Source organism: Flavonifractor sp. An92 (genome assembly GCF_002159175.1).
Taxonomy (GTDB): Bacteria; Bacillota; Clostridia; order Oscillospirales; family Oscillospiraceae; genus Pseudoflavonifractor_A.
This window is the reverse complement of the sequence record NZ_NFGZ01000003.1, coordinates 25,186-46,174: the sequence shown is the minus strand read 5'-3', so window position 1 is coordinate 46,174 and position 20,989 is coordinate 25,186. Positions and strand designations below refer to the sequence as shown.

The window sequence follows — 20,989 nt, the reverse complement described above, 5'->3', positions numbered from 1 at the left end:
GACTGGGGAGCCGGCAAATGCCGGCTCCTCAGTCTGTTCTTTGGTTTACAGTATTTTCTTCCTCACACTTGCTCTTGCTATCCGTGAGAAGTATAATATGGGACAGAAATCCGTATTTTTACGAGAAAAAATCCGGGGGTACACAATGAGCGAACAACAGGTCCATATGAGCGCGCCGGAAGCCACACAGCCTGAGTCAGATCTCACCGCTCCGGCCATCCAACTGAAACCCCTGCTGACCGAAGTGGTCAACTATGCGCTGCAGCAAAACCGTCTCCCCATTCTGTCCCAGGTCACCATTCAGAACCACACCGATCAGGCACTGGAGCGGGTCTCGCTCTCGGTGAGCAGCGCTCCTGAGATCCTGCTGCCCTTCCAGCAGTTGATCGAATGCGTGCCTGCCCAGTCGGACTTCGTGCTTCATGCACCATCTGTCCAGGCCAATGGCACGTTTCTGTCCGGCCTGACCGAGCGGATCAGCGGACAGATCACGCTGCAGCTGCACCAAGACGGCAAATTGCTGGCAGAATATTGCGCTCCGCTGACTGCGCTGGCCTTTGATGAGTGGCATGGTACGGCCTATTATCCGGAGTTGATCGCGTCCTTTGTCACTCCAAACCACCCGGAGGTGACCAAGCTGACCGCCCGGGCCGCCGATTTTTTAAAGCAGTGGACCGGCGATCCCTCTCTGGACGCCTATCAGCGGGAAAATCCAAACCGGGTGCGCCTGCAGGCCGCGGCCGTCTATGCCGCCATGCAGGAGCAGAACCTGGTCTACTCGGTCCCGCCTGCCAGCTTTGAGACGGTGGGGCAGCGCGTCCGGCTCTGCGACGCGGTGATCCAACAAAAAATGGGGACCTGTCTGGATCTGACCCTGCTCTACGCCTCCTGTCTGGAGGCCATCGGACTCCATCCCCTTCTCATTCTCCAGCCGGGCCACATCTTTGCCGGCGTATGGCTGGAAAACGAAACCTTCCCCGAAGCCGTACAGGACGATCCCACCCTGCTGACCAAGCGTCTGGCCGACGGCATCGGGGAAATCGCCGTCGTGGAGTGTACCTCCCTGGTCGCCGGCCGCTCGGTGGATTTCGACGCCGCCTGCGCTGTGGCGGAGGGCGAGCTGAATGATCCCGTGCACGACATCGTCGACGTCGCCCGCGCCCGGCTCAGCGGCATCCGTCCGCTCCCCCAGCGGGTCCGCCTGCAGGACGGCTGGGCCGTGGAGTCGGAGGAACGCACCGTGTCTGAGATCACCTCTGCTCCCCGGGCACGCGAGGAGTCCATACCCGTCCACGAAGGTCCGGCCCCTGCCGCCGGACGGGTGGCCCAGTGGGAGCGGAAGCTGCTGGACCTGGGCCTGCGCAATACCCTCATCAACCTCCGTTTGACTCAGAACGTCATCCCCATTCTGACGGACTCCCTGGGACAGCTGGAGGATGCCCTCTCCTCCGGTGAAGAATACGGCATCAGCGCCCGACCGCTGGAGTGGGCACAGAAAGAGGCCTACCGCCGGGACCCGGAACAGTTCGCCGATCTGGGGCCCTATCGGGAGCTCGTGCGCTCGGAATTCGAGAATCAGCGGCTGCGTTCCGCCCTGGCCCCGGCCGAGCTGAACCGCGCCATCACCCAACTCTACCGCACCGCCCACAGCTCTCTGGAAGAAAACGGCGCCAACACCCTCTATCTGGCCCTCGGCCTGCTGCGTTGGTATGAGACCCGGAACAGCGAGCGTCCGCGCTACGCCCCGCTGGTGCTACTGCCCATCGAGATCGTGCGGAAATCGGCCAATAAAGGTTATGTCATCCGGCTGCGGGATGAGGAGCCGCAGATGAACATCACCCTGCTTGAAATGCTCAAGCAGGATTTCGGCATCACCGTGAGCGGCCTGGACCCCCTGCCGCAGGACGAACAGGGCGTGGATCTGCGCACCGTGTACACGGTCATCCGCCGGGCCGTCATGGACCAGTCCCGCTGGGATGTGGTGGAGACCGCCTTTTTGGGCATCTTCTCCTTCAACCAATTCGTGATGTGGAACGATATCCGCAACCGCGTGGACGACTTGCAGGAAAATCCTCTGGTGCGCAGCCTGATCGAGGGCAAGCTGACCTGGGACGCCGAGTCCATGCAGTCCGACCTTCCCGTGGAGGAGGGCGATACGCTCCTCCCCCTGACCGCAGACGCCTCCCAGCTCTATGCCATCCAGCAGGCCGCCGACGGGCAGAGTTTTGTGCTGCACGGCCCTCCCGGCACCGGAAAATCCCAGACGATCACTGCCCTGATCGCAAACGCACTGGGACACGGGAAAACCGTACTCTTTGTGGCGGAAAAAATGGCGGCCCTCTCCGTGGTCCAGCGCCGCCTGGAGGGCATCGGCATCGGGGCCTTCTGTCTGGAGCTGCACTCCAACAAGTCCAAAAAGCGGGATGTGCTGGACCAGCTGAAGGAGGCCACCGAAATCGTCCGCGGAAAACCCCGGGAGTCCTGGCAGGCCAAGGCGCAGCAGACCTCCGAGCTGCGGGCGGAACTGGACCGGTATGCCAAGGCTCTGCACAGCACCCGCCCCTGCGGATACTCTGTTTTTGAGCTGGTCGACTTCTACGAGAAGAATCAAAATGCCCCGGAACTTCCCCCATTGCCCGCCGCCTTTGCTGAGTCGGCCACCAAAGAGAGTCTGGAGGCGCAGGAACAGCTGGCCGGCCGGCTGGCTGCCGCCGGACGGGAAATCGGCCGGCCGGCCGACCACCCGCTGCGTCTGATGAGCCGCACCGAATGCCCCCCTTCCCTGCGCAATCAACTGCCCGACGTACTGACCGCCTTCCTGGGTGATCTGGACCGTCTGGCGGAGGCCGGACAGGCTTTGGCAGAGGCGACCCAGACGCCTGCTCCCCAGCAGGCCAAACAGTGGGCCAATCAGGACCGCTTTGCCCAAGTCTTGCTGGACTGGCTCACACTCCCTGCCGCGTGGACCCGCGCAGAAGATTGGGATGCCTTACTTGCGCGTCTCCAGGATTTTGCCCAGCACAAGCGCAATGCCCAGCAGGCGGCGCAGCATCTCTCCGCCCGCTGGCAGGACAGTTTTCTCAGTCAGGACCCGGCTGTCCTGCAAAACGCCTGGACACAGGCCGGTCTCAAGTGGTTCCTGCCCCGCCTTCTGGCCCAAGGCCGCATCGTAAAGCTGCTGACTCCCCATGCGAAGGGGGCTGTGGACAAGGCATCTCTGGCCGAGGACCTCGCTCAGTTGGCCTATTTCCAAGCGGAGTCCAGTGCGGCGGAAGCACTTTGCCGTGGGGCGGAGCCCGCCTTTGCCTCCCTGAACAAAGAAGATCCGGACGCGCTCTGCGCCATGGTGGCCCAGGCCCAGGCCCTGCGTGCCGATCTGATGGAGATCTCCGACGCCGATACGCCCACCCGACTGGGCGGCAACGCCCAGCTGGTGCCGCTCGCACAGGCCCTGCGACAGGCCTTTGCCGCGCTGCAGACAAGCTGGGATCAGCTGCAGCCCCTGCTCCAGCCGGAGCAGGCCATGCTGGACTCCATGTCGCTGTCCGATCTGCGCAGCGCCTGCCAGGGAATCCAGGCCAATCTGGAACATCTGAAAGACTGGTGTGTCTGGAACGCGGCCTGCTCCGCAGCCATGGATGCCGGAATGGAGCCGCTGGTGCGTGCCTGCCGCGCCGGGCTCTCCTACGACCAGACCCTGCCGGCCTGGCGGCGTGCCGCTGCCATGGCCCTCATCTCCTCCCTGGTGGAGGAGGACCCGGAACTGTGCCAGTTCTCAGGAGCCGTGTTCAACGAGAAGATCCACCAGTTCCGGCAGTTGGATAAACAGCTCCTCGCACTGTCCCAAACGGAGATCTTCTGCCGTCTGGCCTCCCGTGTGCCCGACTTTACCAAAGCTGCCGCCAACAACTCGGAGGTTGGTATTCTGCAGCGGGCCATCCGCAGCGGTGGCAGAGGCGTCAGCATCCGAAAGCTCTTTGACCAGATCCCCACTCTGCTGCCCCTTCTGTGCCCCTGTATGCTGATGAGCCCTCTGTCGGTGGCCCAGTATCTGGACCCCAAGCATGTCCCCTTCGATCTGGTGGTCTTTGACGAGGCCTCCCAGCTGCCCACCTGTAAGGCGGTTGGCGCTCTGGCCCGGGGCGAACACGCGGTGATCGTGGGTGACCCCAAACAGATGCCTCCCACCAGCTTCTTCAGCAGCAACACGATGGACGAGGGACATCTGGATCAGGAGGATCTGGAAAGCATTCTGGACGACTGTCTGGCCCTCAACATGCCTCAGAGCCATCTGCTCTGGCACTACCGCAGCCAGCACGAAAGTCTGATCGCCTTCTCCAACCGGGAATTCTATGAAAACCGCCTCTACACCTTTCCGTCGGTCAACGACCGGAAGAGCATGGTGCGTCTGGTCCATGTGGACGGCTTCTTTGACCGGGGCAAGACCCGGCAGAACCGCGCCGAGGCTGAGGCTGTGGTGGCCGAGCTGACCCGCCGGGCCCATGATCCCGTCCTGGCGGAAGCGAGCGTTGGCGTCGTGACCTTCAATGTCAACCAGCAGTCCCTCATCAACGACCTGCTGGACGAGGCCTGTGCCTCCGATTCCGTGCTGGAACAGTGGGCCTACCACTCGGAGGAGCCGCTGTTCATCAAGAACCTGGAGAATGTCCAGGGTGACGAGCGGGACGTGATCCTCTTCTCCATCGGCTATGGACCGGATGCCCAGGGCCGTGTCTCCATGAATTTTGGCCCTCTCAACCGGGAAGGCGGCTGGCGGCGTCTGAATGTGGCGGTCTCCCGTGCCCGGCAGGAGATGGTGGTCTACTCCACGCTGCTGGCGGAGCAGATCGATCTCTCCCGCACCTCTGCCCGGGGTGTGGCGGCGCTGCGGGATTTCCTGGCCTATGCGGCCAACGGCACGTTGCCGGAGAGCGCTGACTCGGCCTATCATGCCGCGAGCGCCGGGAGCGGAATCATCCAGGATATCTGCAGCGCCCTGGCCCAGGAAGGGTACCAGACACACTGCATGGTGGGACACTCCAAATACCGCCTGGAGATCGGTGTGCTCGACCCGAATCACCCGGAACAGTATCTGTTGGGCATCCTGCTGGATGGTGAGTCGTACCGCGCGGCCCGCAGCACCCGGGATCGGGAGCTGGCACAGCCTGCCGTTCTGGAAAAGCTGGGCTGGACCCTGCACCGGATTTGGACGATGGATTGGCTGGAACAGCGTGGCAAGGAACTTGCCCGGCTGCTGGAGCATCTTGAGAAACGAAAGGCGGCGTCCACAGCGCCCGCCGCCCCCGCAAAGCACCGCTCGCCCGCGCCTCCTCCCGTCCGAATTGCCGGGATGGTTGTGGAACAGCGCCCGTCCATCGAGACGATCGATATCCAGGCCCCCGCGGCAGAGCCGTATCGGATGGCGCAGCTGCCTGCCCGCACACTCAGTGCGGACGAGTTTTTACAGCCGCAGTATCGCCGTCTGATTCTGGACACTCTGGAGCAGACTGTGACCCAGGAGGGCCCCATCAGCGAGTCTCTGCTCATCCGGCGGGTCATTCAGAGTTTTGGCATGACCCGGTCCGGCTCCCGCCTCCAGGGCCACATCCATTCTCTCCTGACACAGACGAAACTAAAGACCACTTCCCAACAGGGTCAAGCCTTCTACTGGCCACGCAACAAGTCACCGAAAGCCTACACGGCCTTCCGCACCAGCGACGAGGCCGACTACAAGCGGGACGCCAAGGAGCTCCCGGTCCAGGAAATCGCCAACGCCGCTGCCGCCGTGCTGCGTCAGCAGGTCGGACTGCCCGCTGACGACCTGATCCGGGAGAGTGCGCGGCTGTTGGGCTACACCCGGATGGGCTCCGCTCTGCGCCAAGCCATTACGGACGGAATCTCTTACGGTGTCCGCCAGGGCATTTTGGAGCAGAGCCAGCCGGAGTATTTCACGCTTCCTTCGGACGACCGTCTGGGAGACTAACCCCTCCTTTTTGGACGAAAAAGAACCTGTGTGAGAAGTTCTCACACAGGTTCTTTTGATGCCTGCTAACGTATGATGCAAAGCGTGATGCGGAACAGCCTTCCGTTCTGCTCGCTTCTGAGTTCTATCCTTCGGTTTGATACATACAATATGTATGGAAGGGGCCGAAGCCTTCAGGCGCACCCCGTAGCGTCCCCCCTGCCGGACGATCTCCGGCTCCTCCAGCACCAGCTCGTCGGTGCTGGGGATGACGATGCCGTAGCCGGTGTTCTTCACGTCCTCCAGCGCGGCAGAGACCTTGTCGTATTCCCGCTTCACCCCGGCAAGGCCGGTGAGCAGCTCCAGCAGGTCCCCGTCGTCCCGGATGGAGAAGCCGGACTGCTGGGAGAGGGTATCGTAAAAGAGGGCCCGAGGCAGGTCCAGCTCCGCCGCCGCCAGGCCGGTGCCCAGGCTGATGGTGGTGATGCGGGCGCTGCTGACGTTCTCACAGGCGCCGATGGCCTCCACCGCCCCGGCCACGTCCCGGATGCGGTGCATCCCCTCCGCGCCCTCCCGGATGGCCGCATACAGCCCGCTCTTGATGGGGTGGTCCCAGTCCAGCGCGTCCACCCAGGGCGGGAGGTACAGGTCCAGCTCCTTCACCGGGAACTCGTCCAGGACCCCCCGGATGATCCGGGTGACGTCCTCCTCCTCCAGCTCCAGGCAGTTGGCCGCCAGACACGTCACGTCGTACCGCGCCGCCAGCTCCTCCCGCAGCGCCCGGGCCCGGGCCGAGTTGGGCTCGGCCGAGTTGAGGAGCACCAGGAAGGGCTTCCCCAGCTCCTTGAGCTCGGTGATGACCCGCTCCTCCGCCTCCAGGTAGTCCTCCCGGGGGATGTCGGTGATGGTGCCGTCGGTGGTGACCACGATGCCGATGGTGGCGTGCTCGGCGATGACCTTGCGGGTGCCGATCTCGGCGGCCTCCGCCATGGGGATGGGCTTCTCAAACCAGGGGGTGGACACCATCCGGGGCAGGTCGTCCTCGGTCTGCCCCACCGCCCCCGGCACCAGATAGCCCACGCAGTCGATGAGACGCACCGAAAAGGCCGCGCCGCTCTCCAGCGTGACCTCCACCGCCTCCTCGGGGACGAACTTGGGCTCGGCGGTCATGACGGTGCGGCCCGACCCGCTCTGGGGCAGCTCATCCCGGGCCCGCTCCCGGCGGTAGACGTTGTCGATGTTGGGGATCACCAGCGTCTCCATGAACCGCTTGATAAAGGTGGATTTTCCGGTGCGTACCGGCCCAACCACGCCGATGTAGATGTCACCCTCGGTCCGGCGGGCGATATCCTCGTAGATCTTGCGCTCTTCCACTGAAATTCCTCCTTCGGCCGTGCGGGCCCTTCCCGCCCCGGAGCCGGTGTTTCCCTACATGCTATGGGGATAAGCTCCCGTTTATGCCCCGCTCACAGCCCGCCCACCGGGACAAAAAAACACCCGCGGTCCCCCGCGGGCGTCCTCAAAACAAGGTACGCGCACCCTCCAGATCCAGGAGGATCACCTCCAGCCCTCGTTTCCGGGCGTAGGAGATGGTGTACATGGTGCCCCCCAGCAGTCCGTCATACACCGCCAGCAGCCGGGACGAGCGGTCCACCATATACCGGTTGCGCCGGAGCATGCAGCCCCGGTCGTAGTGGTGCTGCACCATAGTCTCCAGATCGCAGTGCCCCACCAGGTCAAAATACCGCGCCCGCTCGGCGTCGCTCCAGCGGGCGGCCTGCTCCTCGCAGGGGATGGCCGCCTCCACCGTCACGCCGCTGCGCCGGTCCCGCAGCTCCAGCGCGGCCTCGCAGAAATACAGGTCCGCCCCCCGGGCCATGCCGCAGATGAAATGGCGGTATCCGTCCCGGTAGGCCTCCTCCACCTCCCGCGCCAGCCGCCCCTTCAGCACCAGACAGCGGGGGTCCTCCTCATCGCCGCGCCAGGGCAGCTTCTCCGGCCGGTGTCCGGTGAAGCAGCAGGTTTCCGCCCGTCGCATCGCCACCACTCCTCTCCCCTGTGTCAGGACCATTGTAGTATATCCCGGAACGGAAGTCAACAGAAATCGAACATCTGTTTTTTACAACTTCCTCTTGCATTCTCCGTCCGGTTCGACTATAATAGTCTCGGGACAACTGAATGAGATGTCTTCAGGGCAGGGTGAGAATCCCGATCGGCGGTAAAGTCCGCGAGCGCTCCGCGCAGACCCGGTGTGATTCCGGGACCGACAGTGACGTACCGAATAACGGTGCGAAGTCTGGATGGAAGAAGATGTGTTACACACACCTCCTGTTTGTGTTGACACCTGAAAGACATGTGCTTTCAGGTGTTACTGACAAAAAGGAGTGTTTTTTATGTCTATGCCCAACACCGCCGCCGTCCGCCCCCGCGGGACCTTCCGTTCCCGGGTGCGGGCCCTCACCGTCACCGCCATGCTGTCCGCCATCGCCTTCGTGCTGATGTTCCTGGACTTCTCGGTGCCCCTGATGCCCGCCTTCGTCAAGATGGACGTGTCCGAGCTTCCCGCCCTCCTGGCCGCCTTCGCCCTGGGTCCCGTGTATGGTGCGGTGGTCTGCCTGGTGAAGAACCTGATCCACCTGATGATCACCTCCACCGCCGGCGCCGGTGAGCTCTGCAACTTCCTGCTGGGCGCCAGCTTCGTGGTCCCCGCCGGTCTCATCTACAAGCTCATGAAGTCCCGCAAGGGCGCGATCCTGGGCTCCGTGGTGGGCGCCGTGGTGATGGCCGTCATCTCCATCCCCATCAACTACTTCATCACCTTCCCCGCCTACGTGGTGGCCTACGGCATGCCCCTGGACGCCATCATCGGTATGTACCAGGCCATCCGCCCCTCCGCCAACGGCCTGCTGGACTGCCTGATCACCTTCAACGCCCCCTTCACCCTGTTCAAGGGCCTGGTGGATGTGGTGCTGTGCTTCCTGATCTACAAGCCCCTCTCCCCCATCCTCCACAAGGACATCTGATTCCATAAGACAAACCGAGCGGCGCCGCAGATGCGGCGCCGCTCGTTGCTTCTCGCCACAGAAAAAAGCCCCCGGGCCGCGTCCGCGGTCCGGGGGCTCTTTTGGGTTCCGATCAGCTGATCTGGATCTCCTTGGCCTCCTCCGGGAAGAAGGAGTTGTCCAGGTCGTACTTGTTGTGGGCGGTGGAGTCCCGCAGCACGCGGCCCTCCAGCGAATAGCAGCGGATGAACCGGCGGCCGTCCACGGTGCTCCAGTGCTCCACGTCCCAGGTGAGATACCCGTCCTCGTCGGTCTTTTTCTCGTTAAGGATCAGGTCCACCTGGCGGTTGTTCAGCATCAGGTCCACCAGACCCTGACGGTCGACCTCCAGCTCTTCCTTATGGATGGTATCATAGGCCTTCATTTCTGTTTCCTCCCGTTACGGAAGCCATGCTCCCGGTGTTTCTCCCATTATAGGTGAGATGCAACCGGATTGCAAGCCCCTTTTACCGCCCCAGGTCCCAGTTTTGCAGGGTGCGGAGCTGATAGTAGTCGGGGTGGAAGCAGTTGGTGCTGTACATGACCCGCTGGTCCGTGATGTCATAGAACACCTGGCGGTTGCCCATGATGGGGCTCCCCTCCAGCAGGTTCAGGCGCTTGGCCTGCTCCCCCTCCACCGACATGGCGTAGTACTCGTTCAGCGCATGGGCCAGCTCACGCCCCATAAAATCCCCCACCAGAACGTGGATCTGGGCGAAGGGCATCTGCGCCACATCCTCCCGCACCAGAAGGGACGCGGGGATGCGGTGGATGGTGTAGATGGCCGGGTACTCGTCCGCCAGATACACCAGACGGTTCACCAGCAGCTTCTCCCCCTCCTGGATCCCCAGCATCTTTGCCTCCAACCCGTCGGCCAGCGCCCACTCCTGTGCAAAGAGCTGGATGCCGGCATGGAAGCCCTTCTTGTGCAGATATTCCGTATAACAGTACGTCCGGTTCTCATAGTCCAGGGTACTGGGATGGACATAGTTTCCCGAGCCGTGCCGCTTGGTGATATAGCCCTCCAACGCCAGCATCATCAGCGATTCCCGCAGCGTCACCAGACTGATCCCAAGGCGGTTGGCCAGCGCAGCCTCCGAGGGCAGCTTGTTTTTTTCAAAAGTCTCGGAACGAAAGATCTCCATGATCTTGTTCTTGATGGCCATATAGGCACTGTAGTTTGTTCTAGACATGTCAGCTTCCTCTCTCCCCCCTTCCCAGAGAAGGGTGACATTTCTGGTAACGTATCCGTTTCTTTTCCATTCACCACTATAATACATCAAATTCTTCCAGATTTCAATAATCATGGATGGATTATTTTGCCGCTTTATTCAATTAAAATGGAAAATCCCCGCCGAACAGAAAATTCAGCGGGGATTCGGTCGTTCCGATATGCAGTCCTATACGAGAGATCAGCCGACAGTGATGCGCTGGGTACGGGCAAAGGAGGCGCCGCTCTCCAGCAGCGTGGCGCCCGGACGCCCCATCAGTTCGTGGCCCGGTCCGGGGTAGCCGGTCCAGGGCTCGATGCAGACGAAATCCGGAATGCCCGGCTTGCTCCACAGCAGCACGAAGGGGAAACCCTTGGTGTCCACCCGCAAATAACGCCCGGTCCCCTTCTCTTCCACCTGCACCCAGTCCGACTTCAGGTCGGGGAAGCAGATGCTGTCGTTGTCAAACACATGCTCGTCCAGGGCAAAGATCTCCGTCCCGTCCAGCGCTTCCGGCTTTTCGAAGCGGATCTGGTAGTCCTGGGGAGTCTTGTCCGGGTCAAAGGGACAGCGCAGGCCCGGATGGAAGCCCAGCTGGATGGGCATGGGACGCTTGTCCCGGTTGGTGACGGTACAGGTGGTCACCAGGCTGTTTCCCTCCAGCTTGTGGCAGGTCTCAAAGGTAAACGACCAGGGCCAGCGCTCCTCGTCGGCCTCCCAGTCGAAGCGGAATTTCAGAACATCCTCCCCCTGCTCCACCAGGGTGTGCTCCACATCCCGGATGAAGCCGTGCTGGCCGCCGTAATAGCGCTTGCCCTTGTCCTCGAACCAGCCCTCATCCAGCTTGCCGCACCAGGGGAAACAGATGGGCGCCCAACGGCCCCACACCGAAGCCTTTCCCTCCCAGAGCCAGCCCCAGGGGGCGCTGCCCAGACCGTGCAGCGACCGGGCCTCGGCGCCGTGGCTGCTGGCGGTCAGGGTCAATTGACCGTTTTGAATGGTATATTCCATGGTGAAACCTCCCTGCGCCCTTGGGGCGCGCGCATGAAAATCAGCCCCCACGCCGCAGCCTGGGGCGCTGTCCGCCGTCCGCTTGGACCGGACCGGCGGGAGACCTCCTCACTCTTGATCCCAATTCTCTTTATCCTGCATATTATACCACGATTTCATGCATCTGGCAATCCCAACCATCGACCGGAAGGCGGCCGTAAAGCGCCATTTCCCGGCGCAGCGCCCGGACCAGTTCCCCGGTGAGGACCCCCTCCGGCACCCGCCAGGTCCAGTTGCCGCCCAGGGTGGAGGGGGTGTTGATGCGCCCCTCGCTGCCCAGGCCCAGGATGTCCCCCAGCGGGGCGATGGCCAGGTCGGCCACGCACCCCCACAGGGCCCGCAGCATCCCCCAGTGCTCCCCCTCCGCTTCATTGAGGCGCAGATAGGCCCGGGCGTAGGCCGTGTCCGCCTCCGGCGCAGAGTTGAGCCAGCCCAGGACGGTGTCGTTGTCGTGGGTACCGGTATAGGCCACGCAGTTTTGGGTGTAGGTGTGGGGCAGGTAGCCGCTGCCGGTGTCCCGGCTGTCGAAGGCGAACTGGAGGACCTTCATGCCCGGGTACCCCACCTCGGTGAGAAAGGCCCGCAGCGCGTCGGTGTGGTAGCCCAGATCCTCCGCCACGATGGCCCGGCGGCCCAGGGCGTCCTCCATGCACCGGAAAAACTCCACGCCCGGGCCCTTCCGCCACACCCCACGGCGGGCGTCCGGGTCTCCGGCGGGGATGGCAAAGTAGGACTCAAAGCCCCGGAAGTGGTCCAACCGCAGGATGTCGTACAGCGAGAGCTGGTACCCCAGGCGGCGGACCCACCAGCGGTACCCCTCCCCCGCCATCCGCGCCCAGTCGTAGAGCGGATTGCCCCAGAGCTGTCCCAGCTCGGTGAAGGCGTCGGGAGGCACCCCCGCCACCTCAGTGGGATGGAGATCTTCGTCCAGCTGGAACTGCTCCGGCGCGGCCCACACGTCAGCGCTGTCCTCCGCCACATAGATGGGCAGGTCCCCCATCAGGGAGATTCCCCGCTCCTTCGCCTTGGCGCGGAAGGCCCGCCACTGGCGGAAAAAGAGGTACTGCACCGCCCGCCAGAAGGCGCACTCCCCGGCCAGCGACGCCCGCCAGACCTCCAGGGTGTCCGCTTCCCGGCGGCGCAGCTCCTCCGGCCACGCCTGCCAGGAGCCGCCGCCGAAGGCCCCCTTGAGGGCCATGAAAAGGGCATAGTCCTCCAGCCAGAAGGAATTTTCCCGGCAGAACTCGGGATAATCCTCCGGCGGCTCGCTCAGAAGCCGCTCGCAGGCCCGCCGCAGCACCGGCAGCCGCAGGTGGTACAGGACGCCGTAGTCCACCCGTCCCGGGTCGCTCCCCCAGTCCAGGTGGGCGTATTCTCCCCGCTCCAGCAGCCCCTCCTCTGCCAGAAGGTCCAGGTCGATGAGGTAGGGGTTCCCCGCGAAGGAGGAAAAGGACTGGTAGGGCGAATCCCCGAAGCCGGTGGGCCCGATGGGGAGGATCTGCCAGCAGGACTGGCCCGCCGCCTGGAGAAAGTCCAGAAAACGCTCCGCCTCCCGCCCCAGCGTGCCCACGCCCCAGGGGCCGGGCAGCGCGGTCAGGGGAAGCAGAATGCCGCCTTGACGTGTCATGCGTCACACCGCCTTTCCAAAAAAGCGGGAGCGGCCTTGTGTCCAAAGCCGCTCCCGCGTCGGGTGTTTGATTAGCCGTTGAGGGCCGCCATGCGCTTGGCGATCTCCTCTTTCACCGCCGCAACCACGGCGGAGAAGTCGTTGTTCTCCCCGAAGGGCAGGTCCATCTTGATGGTCTTGTCCCGGGAGGTGAACTCCACCACGCCGCGGCCGCAGGTCTTGGGGCTCACCACCAGACGCAGGGGGCAGCCCAGCAGGTCGGCGTCGGAGAACATGAAGCCGGCGCCCACGGTGCGGTCGTCGTACAGGACCTCCACACCGGCGTCCTGCAGCTGCTGGTAGAGGGCGTCGCCCTTCTCCTGCACATCGCCCTTGTTGGGGTTCAGAGCGCAGACCTGCACCTGCCAGGGGGCGATGGACATGGGCCACAGGGGGCCGTAGTCATCGTGATGGGCCTCGCACACCGAGGCGGCCAGACGGCCCACGCCGATGCCGTAGCAGCCCATGATGGGGTACTGGCGCTCGCCGTTCTCGTCCAGGTAGGTCATGTTCATGGACTTGGTGTACTTGGTGCCCAGCTGGAAGATGTTGCCCACTTCCACGCCGCGGCTGATGCGCAGGTGGGGCTTGCCGCAGACGGGGCAGATGCCGCCCTCCAGGGTCTTGGCGATGTCCACCAGCTTGGCGTCGGGCAGGTCCCGCTTCATGGACATGCCGCCGAAGTGGTAGCCGTCCTCGTTGGCGCCGCAGTAGAGCATGTTGCACCCGTCCAGAGAGCGGTCAAACACCACGATGACGTTCTCGGGCAGACCCAGAGGCCCGATGGAGCCCGGGCAGATGCCGCTCTCGGGGTCGATGTCCAGAGCGGGGTGGATCTCAAAGCCCAGGTAGTTGCGCAGCTTGGTCTCGTTGACCTCCAGGTCGCCGCGGACGAAGGCGATCACATAGGCGTCGTCGGAATTGCGCTGGTAGACCACCGCCTTGGCGGTCTGCTGGGCGGTGATGTTGGCGAACTGGCACAGGTCGTCGATGGTCTTGACGCCGGGGGTGGCCACCTTCTCCAGGGGGCGCTCCTCCACGGTCTCGTTGGTGACGATGCACTCGGCGGCCTCCATGTTGGCCCGGTAGCCGCAGGAGTCGCACAGCACGATGGTGTCCTCGCCGATGCCGGTGAGGAGCATGAACTCGTGGGAGACGCTGCCGCCCATCATGCCGGAGTCGGACTTGACCGCCACCACCTCGGGCACGCCCACCCGGGCGAAGATGCGGTGATAGGCCTCCAGGCAGCGCTCATAGTACTGCTCCAGGTCCTCCTGGCTGGTGTGGAAGGAGTAGCCGTCCTTCATGGTGAACTCCCGCACCCGGATCAGACCGCCGCGGCAGCGGGGCTCGTCGCGGAACTTGGTCTGGATCTGATAGATCATGAAGGGGTAGTTCTGATAGCTGGTGGCCGCATCCCGGGTCAGCTGCACCGAGGCTTCCTCGTGGGTCATGCCCAGCACGTTGGGGGCGCCGCTGCGGTCGGTGAAGCGGACCATCTCATTGCCGATGCTGCTGTACCGGCCGGACTCCTGCCACAGGGTGGCGGGCATCACCACCGGGAAGAGCACCTCCTGGCCGTCGATGCGGTCCATCTCCTCCCGGATGATGTTCTCGATCTTCCGGGTCACCCGGCGCATGGGCGGATAGAGAGAAAAGATTCCGCTGGAGACCTGCTTGATATAGCCGCCCCGGATCATCAGGATATGGCTGTCAAACTCACAGCCGGCAGGCTTTTCCTTAAAGCGCTTGCCCAGCAGTTGGCTTACTTTCACGAACGCTCACTCCTCAGCTTGTTCTCCGGTCCTTCGACCGCAATTTTACCATTTATCTTACCATAGTTTCGGGCAAATGGAAAGGGCCTGCCGGGAAAATTTCCGGGGAAAAATCCATCCTTGGTCAACGCGCAAGGCGGGAGGTTCCCTTAGGAGCCTCCCGCCTGCTGCTTTCCGGGTCAGTCGTCAAAGTCATCACCAAAGTTCGTCGTCGTCATCGTCATCATCCTCAAACTCGTCCTCTCGGCCCGTGGGGATGATCTCGATGGGAACTGTGACAACCCGGGCCTCCTGTCCGGGGTGGATGTCCACTACGATCAGGGCGTCCGAATTGTGGTAGGCCGTGTCCCCCTCCAGGGAGGGGACCTGGGCCGCAAGGGCCTTCAGCGCCTCTCCCAGAGCCCCGAGTTCCTCCGCTGTGGGGGCATAGGCGCGCAGGCGCACCTCTTGTTCGTACTCCTCATAGACCCAATAGTCCCCTTTGTAGTATCCATCGTCCGAGTCGGCCTCGTTCCGCACGGGGAAGGGCAGCCCGTTGAGCCACTCTGACACCCGCTCCTCTTCCTCCGAATCATACCCCAGATCCAGCGAAAATTCGTCCTCTTCCCAGCCGTCTATTTCGCCCATTTGAAACACTCCGCCGGGCTCGTGCTGGTAGATGGCGTAGTACTGTTCGCCGCACCCGACATAGTCCAGGTCAGCCTCTCCGGAGAAACCGACCTCCGGCAGCTGGGACACCACAAGCCCCAGAAAGTTGAGAATGTCCTCGCACCGCACATCCAGGTCCAAATCCAGGCTATGCTCCGCCGGGTCATAGCTCACCGCACAGTCCCGGAACGAGCGGAAGGAGGCCAGTTCCTCCCCCATAAACTGCTCCAGTTTGGCCAGCGCCGCCTGGGAGCCCGCAAATCGGATTTCAATGCTGCCGTCCACCTGTGACATGGGATCACGCTCCTTCTTCTAAGATGGGTCCATCATAGCAAATTCAGTCGGGAAATACAATTAACCGGGAGCATAGTGTCCGGGCAAAAAACACGGGAGGCTCCTAAGGGAGCCTCCCGTGTTTTCATCTTTTATTTACAGGCCCTGGACAAAGCTCATGGGCACATAGGTCACGCCGTCGACCACATAGGGGGTGATGGACAGCTCCACCTCTTCGCCGTTCTTGGTGGCGGTGCTGCTGCCGGCCTTCAGGGTGATCTGGTCGCTCCCCTTGGTCAGGGTGACCATGCCGCTGGCGGCGTCCCAGCCCACGGTGTAGCCCTTGAACTGAGCGGCCTCCCGCAGGGCGGTGGTGGCCTCAAAGGTGGTGGGGGTCTTGCCGGAGCTCAGGCCGTTGTTGTGGGTCACCACGGTGAGGAGCTCGGCGTACAGGTGGTCGGCGTTGGCCATCTGCTCGGTCACCATCTGCTCGGCAAGGTCCGTGACGTAGGCGTCGGCCTTGGCCTCGTCCTCGCCGTAGAGGGCCTTGGCGGTCTCCCCCGCCTCCTCCATCTCGGCCTGCATCATGGCCTCCTGGAAGGTCCAGTAGTCCTCCACGCCCTGGGTGTACAGGGTCCGGTCGGTGTCGGCCAGGCCGCAGATCTGCTTAAAGGTCCAGTAGACGCTGTTGTCGATATAGATGGCGCTGTCGGTCTTCCAGGCGTCGGCGGTGTCGGTGATGCCGCTGAACTCGGGCAGGAACACGCTGTGCTCCGCGCCGCCGGGGGCGATCCAGGTCACCGCGGCGTTCTGGGTGGGATAGTCGTCATGGATCTGGACGATGTGGGTCTCAGGGGTGGTGGACACGGCGATGGCCCGCATGTCCTCATTGCCCTCGGCGTCAGCGTCGTACTCGGTGCCCTCGTACCGGTTGCGGTAGATGGACATGACGTCGTCCAGGGTCACCTTCTCGTCGGGAGTGTAGCACAGCTCATAGAAGTAGCCGCTCTCGTAGTCCCCCACGCTGGAGGGAGCCAGGACCTTGTGGCCGATCCAGGTCCGCATGTTGTTGCCGTCGCTCCGGGTCTCGTCGGTGATGGACTTGGCCAGATTGTACTGCCCGTCCTCCATGACCGCCAGGCCCAGCTCGTCGATGGTGGTGAAGAGCTCGTCGGAGAAGATGTAGTTCTCGGTGTCGTTCTGGTCCACGCAGCCGATCATGAACTGGTTGCCGAACACCGCCACGCTGTCGGCGGGCAGCTTCATGGCGGCGTACTGGTGGCCGCCGTAGATCTCCACGATCCAGGCCTCGGTCTGGTCGGCGATGAGGACGATGTTGCCCTCGGCGGAGCCGTACTCATCCACGATCTTCAGCAGGTTCTCCACGCCCTCCTTGGCGGTGGCGGAGCAGCAGGCCACTGCGGCGGGGAGGATGGCCTCCCGCAGGCCCTCGTCCACATAGGGGTCGGCCTCCTTCCACTGGGCGCAGGGAGAGGCGGACACGGTGCCGGTGATGGACACGCCCATCTCGTTGCTGCACACGGCGGGGTAGATGCCATCGCCGGCGGTGGAGTAGTCGCTCATCATGGTGTACTGGTAGGTGGTGGCGGGCAGCGGCATGGAGAAGCCGTTGATATCCTCCAGCACCCGGCCGGGCTGGTTCTCCACGTGGGCGACCACCTTATGGACCTTCTGATAATCGGAAGGGCTGATGTCCTCGCTGCGGGCGATGATGGTGGTGCCGTCGGCACTGGCCTCCTTGCCCACATAAACACCGGTGCAAGCCTGGGCGCTGACGCTGCCCAAAGCCATGGTGGCCGCCAGCGCGGCGCTGAATACCTGAATCGTCTTCTTCATGTCAAAGTCCCTCTTTCTTCGCTGGCGCATGAATAAATAGTACGCTTAATTCGTATATTATATCTTTTATATTCATCCGTCTCTTGATTTCTTGCATATTATTGCATATTAATTCAAGTTTGTCAAGCCCTTTTTGAAAAAATTTCAGGGCCGGGACTCTGGTGAAGTCCCGGCCCCGCGGTCGGTGTGTGTTCGTTACGCAAAATACTCGGTATACCGCCAGAGGTAATTTCCCCCGCCCACATCGTCCCGCCGGAGGGTGAAGCGCCAGTGCTGACGCCGGTTGAAATCATAATCCACATACCCCTCCAGGGTGTAAACCAGATGGTCCTCCGAGGCCTCCAGGACGGTGAAGCTGTCCCAGTCGCAGCTGTGCCAGATGTTGCTTCCCCATTGATCCCGGTGCCACATCTTCCCCTCCAGAAAGACACAGGGCGCGCTGTACCCCAGAAGGGTGTGTTGGTACTCCTGGTCCGCCAGCTTGGGCTCCAGCTGGTTGTAAAGCTGGGTGACAAACTCCTCCCGGCTTGCCGGCGCGTTGGGGATCTCATAGAAGGTGTAGGGCACGTCCTCCCCCTCGTCCCAGGTCCAGCCCGCCGCCATCAGTTCCTCCGTTGTGAAGGTCCGGGGCTGAGAGAGGTCGTCGGGCATCCGCTCCCGGAGGGCTTGCAGGCGCTCCAGCTCGGCCTGCTCGGTTTTGGCCAAAGTCCGCCAGGCCTCGGTCTCCGGGTCCAGGGGTTCGTAAGTCTCCCGGAGCCAGGTGCCGGGCAGCGCCTGCAGGTCGGTATACAGGGTGCGGTACTGCTCCCAGGCCTCCCCCGCTCCGTCAGAGCGGTAATCCCGGAATTCCAGATAGACGTAGCAGCCATCCCGGGAGCCGTCCAGCAGATAGGGCGCGCCGGTCAGGTCGCTGGGCAGGTCGGTCCACACGCCCAGTTCAGCAATGGCGCCGTCCTCCTCCCCCAGGGCGGGGCAGTAGAGAAGGGCGCGGTCGGCGCTCAGCTCCTTCCAGGCTCCATAAGTCCCCCAGCTCTCCGGCAGAGTAAACGTAAAGCCGTAGGTCTCATTGGTGTAGACGCCGCTCCCCTCCCCCAGCGCCTGGAAGGCGTCGGGGCCCAGGAGTTCTTCCGCGTCTTGCAGCATGGTCTGGTACTCATAGGCCACGGCCTCGTCCTCCACGTCGAAGCGCACGTCGGTGACGAACCAGAGCCAGACGGTGTACTCCCCCGTCTCACCCAGCCGCACCGCGTCGCCTCCCATAGGGGGCTCGGCGTTTTCGGCGGTTTTCTCCACGCAGAGGGTGAAGAACTGGCCGTCCCCGTTGCCCGGGTCCTTCTGGTAGAAGTCGAGGAAGGCCTGCTGGTTTTCTTCGCGCTCCACTACCGTGTAGCGGTCCACCCAGCTGACGGGGAGGCGCAGGGAAAAGGCATAGGTCTCGTTCACATAGACCGGGCCCACCGGCAGGCTGTTCTCCAAAAAGGCCAGCTCGCCGCCGCCCATGGCCTCCAGGTCCGCCCGCATGGTCTCCCAGCGGACCCGGGACGGGTCGTCCTCTGCCAGGGCCAGCAGGGAACCGTCCTCCTCCGGGTAGTGGACAAAGACGTAGTATGTGCCGTTATCCCCCAGCAGGGTCCAGTCGCTGCCCCCCTCGATCTCCGAGGTCCAGCAGACCCACAGCTCCATCAGGAGGGCCGGAATCTCCCCGTCGGAGTAAAAGCGGACGGTGTCACCGGTCTCAGCGATGGAGTAGTGCCCCCGCCAGCTCTCCGGCAAAGTGAGGGAGATATGGTGATCCTGGTCCACATAGACCGGTTTCAGCGCCAGGCGGGCCAGCAGGTCGATGGACCGCTCCCCCTCCCCCGCCGTGACCTCCATGGTCAGCTCGGTGAGGGTGCCCGCCGTCTCCGCCGCCAGTTCAAAGGAGTAGCGCTCCCCCGGCTGCCAGTCGGTCCCGTCCAGATAGTGGAGGCTCATGCCGCCCATGCCTTCGGTCACCATCCGTCCGGCGATGTGGAGGTCCCAGGAGGCCTCCCCCTCCGGCAGGGTGAAGGAGACGGTCTGTCCGTCATAGGTGATGCTCTCCTCCAACGCGTCCAGCAGGGCGTCCGGGTCGGTGGGCTCTTTCCGGCTCTCGCAGGCCACCAGGGTCCCCACCAGCAGCACGCAGGCCAGCACCGCCGCCATGAGGGCCCGGCTGTTGCGTTTGCGGGTGAAGAGATTCTGAAGGCGCACTTTCATCTGAGCGGCGCTCCCTCCGAAGCGGGTGGAGAGGGCCGGGCCCTCCTCCGTCTCCGCCGTGGTCAGCAGCAGCTCGCCATACTGGCGGCGGAAAGCCGCGTCCCGCCCCCGCACCACGTCGTCGTCGCAACAGAACTCCAGGTTCCGCCCGGCCACCTTGCTCATCCACCACACCAGGGGGTTGAACCAGTGGAGGGCCGTCACCCACAGGAGAAGGAGTTTATACCACAGATCCCTCCGGCGGATGTGGCAGAGCTCGTGCCGCAGCGCGCCCTCGGCCCCGCCGCTCCCCGGCAGGAGCACCACCGGCCGGAACACGCCCAAGGTCAGCGGGGAGTCCAGGCCCGGATGGAGGCGCACCGCCACCGGCTTCGAAAGGCCCAGCTCCGCCCCCAGGGCGGCGGCCCGGGCGGCGAGCTCCCCGTCCGCGGGACGGGAGAAGCGCAGCAGCGCCCGCCGGGTGAAGAGGTATCCGCTCCCCCGCACCAGCAGCAGCCACAGAACGCCCCCCAGCCACACCGCCGCCGCCAGTTCGGTCAGCGATACAGCGGCCGCCGCTGTATCCGGCGACGTTACAGGCGCCAGCGGCTGGGAATCCGTCCCGTTCTCCAGCGGGGCGAACACCTGGATCGGGGTAGTCCGGTCCTCCCGGGCGGGCAGCGACACCGTGTAGGACGGGGCCTCCACCTTCACCGCCGCCTGGGGCAGGCTCAGATCCACCGGGATGGCCAGGCGCAGAGCCAGCACCATCCACACCACGTACAGCGTCCGCCCGGCGTAGCGGCTCTGGAGCCGGGTGGACAGGAGCAGCAGGGGCAGCAGCACCGCCGAGGTGGTCAGCGACGCCAGCGCCACGGTGAGAAAGAGGTCCTCCATCACATGTCACCCCGCTTATCCAGCTCGTCCAGATAGGCCCGCAGCTCCTCCACCTCCTGCCGGTCCAGGCTGCCGCCGTCGTAGAGCGCGGCGGTGAAGTGGCGCAGGGAGCCCTGGTAGAGCTTGCCCAGCACCGAGCGGCTCTCCTGCCGCTGGTACGCCTCCCGGGTCACCAGGGGCAGGTACTGGTTCACCTTCCCCGCCTTCTCACAGCGGAGGTAGCCCTTCTCCTCCAGGCGCTTCAGGTAGCTGTGCAGGGCGCTGGCGGTGAGGGGCCGCTCCAGCTGGTCCAGGATGGCCGGCGCGGTGACCGGCCCCTCCATGGCCCACACGGCCAGCATGATGTCCAGCTCCGACTCGGGCAGATGAGGCAGTTTTCCCATGGTCCGTTC

The 20,989-nt window shown here is 63.6% G+C and carries 12 protein-coding genes, 1 pseudogene and 1 riboswitch; of the genes and pseudogenes, 2 read left to right on the top strand and 11 right to left on the bottom strand.

What is annotated here, in order from left to right:
- Positions 1–97: 97 nt before the first annotated feature.
- Positions 98–5,587 (top strand): annotated as a pseudogene (locus B5G43_RS03320) (DUF3320 domain-containing protein); the annotation flags it as partial.
- 96 nt (positions 5,588–5,683) lie between these two features.
- Here the strand turns inward: B5G43_RS03320 and spoIVA are convergent.
- Positions 5,684–7,336, bottom strand: a complete 1,653-nt coding sequence (gene spoIVA, locus B5G43_RS03315) for a stage IV sporulation protein A (RefSeq protein ID WP_242960437.1) — start codon at positions 7,334–7,336, stop codon at positions 5,684–5,686.
- Positions 7,337–7,481: 145 nt separating this feature from the next.
- Positions 7,482–8,000 carry an SLOG family protein gene (locus B5G43_RS03310; protein ID WP_087259054.1) on the bottom strand — a complete coding sequence of 173 codons (519 nt, stop codon included), beginning with the start codon at positions 7,998–8,000 and terminating at the stop codon, positions 7,482–7,484.
- Between the two features lie 143 nt (positions 8,001–8,143).
- A riboswitch (FMN riboswitch) is annotated at positions 8,144–8,278 on the top strand.
- An 83-nt stretch (positions 8,279–8,361) separates the two neighbouring features.
- Between B5G43_RS03310 and B5G43_RS03305 the strand changes: the two genes are divergently transcribed.
- Entirely contained in the window at positions 8,362–8,985 is a 624-nt protein-coding gene (locus B5G43_RS03305) for an ECF transporter S component (protein WP_087259209.1), read from the top strand.
- A gap of 112 nt (positions 8,986–9,097) precedes the next feature.
- Here B5G43_RS03305 and B5G43_RS03300 read toward each other — a convergent pair whose 3' ends face one another.
- The 9 genes from B5G43_RS03300 to B5G43_RS03260 all read right to left on the bottom strand — a co-directional run bounded on the left by B5G43_RS03300 (position 9,098) and on the right by B5G43_RS03260 (position 20,980).
- Positions 9,098–9,388: a hypothetical protein gene (locus B5G43_RS03300; RefSeq protein WP_087259053.1), complete on the bottom strand. Its 291-nt coding sequence runs from the start codon at positions 9,386–9,388 to the stop codon at positions 9,098–9,100.
- Between the two features lie 82 nt (positions 9,389–9,470).
- The gene (locus B5G43_RS03295; RefSeq protein WP_158097345.1) at positions 9,471–10,196 is read right to left on the bottom strand and encodes a GntR family transcriptional regulator; all 726 of its coding nucleotides are present in this window, start codon (positions 10,194–10,196) and stop codon (positions 9,471–9,473) included.
- 219 nt (positions 10,197–10,415) lie between these two features.
- The gene (locus B5G43_RS03290) at positions 10,416–11,225 is read right to left on the bottom strand and encodes a hypothetical protein (protein WP_087259051.1); all 810 of its coding nucleotides are present in this window, start codon (positions 11,223–11,225) and stop codon (positions 10,416–10,418) included.
- Positions 11,226–11,367: 142 nt separating this feature from the next.
- Positions 11,368–12,891 (bottom strand): 4-alpha-glucanotransferase, encoded by a 1,524-nt coding sequence (gene malQ / locus B5G43_RS03285; RefSeq protein WP_087259050.1) that lies wholly within the window; start codon positions 12,889–12,891, stop codon positions 11,368–11,370.
- Between the two features lie 71 nt (positions 12,892–12,962).
- On the bottom strand, positions 12,963–14,705 hold the full coding sequence (locus B5G43_RS03280; protein WP_087259049.1) for a proline--tRNA ligase: 1,743 nt from the start codon (positions 14,703–14,705) through the stop codon (positions 12,963–12,965).
- Positions 14,706–14,900: 195 nt separating this feature from the next.
- Complete coding sequence (locus B5G43_RS03275; RefSeq protein ID WP_087259048.1) at positions 14,901–15,647, bottom strand: hypothetical protein; 747 nt, start codon at positions 15,645–15,647, stop codon at positions 14,901–14,903.
- Positions 15,648–15,782: 135 nt separating this feature from the next.
- Positions 15,783–17,483 (bottom strand): C69 family dipeptidase, encoded by a 1,701-nt coding sequence (locus B5G43_RS03270; RefSeq protein ID WP_087259047.1) that lies wholly within the window; start codon positions 17,481–17,483, stop codon positions 15,783–15,785.
- Between the two features lie 195 nt (positions 17,484–17,678).
- Positions 17,679–20,597, bottom strand: coding sequence for a M56 family metallopeptidase (locus tag B5G43_RS03265; RefSeq protein WP_143382830.1), 2,919 nt, complete (start codon positions 20,595–20,597; stop codon positions 17,679–17,681).
- A complete protein-coding gene (locus B5G43_RS03260) occupies positions 20,597–20,980 on the bottom strand; it encodes a BlaI/MecI/CopY family transcriptional regulator (RefSeq protein ID WP_087259045.1) in 384 nt (127 codons plus the stop codon). The genes B5G43_RS03265 and B5G43_RS03260 overlap by 1 nt, the downstream gene beginning before the upstream one ends.
- Positions 20,981–20,989 lie beyond the last annotated feature (9 nt).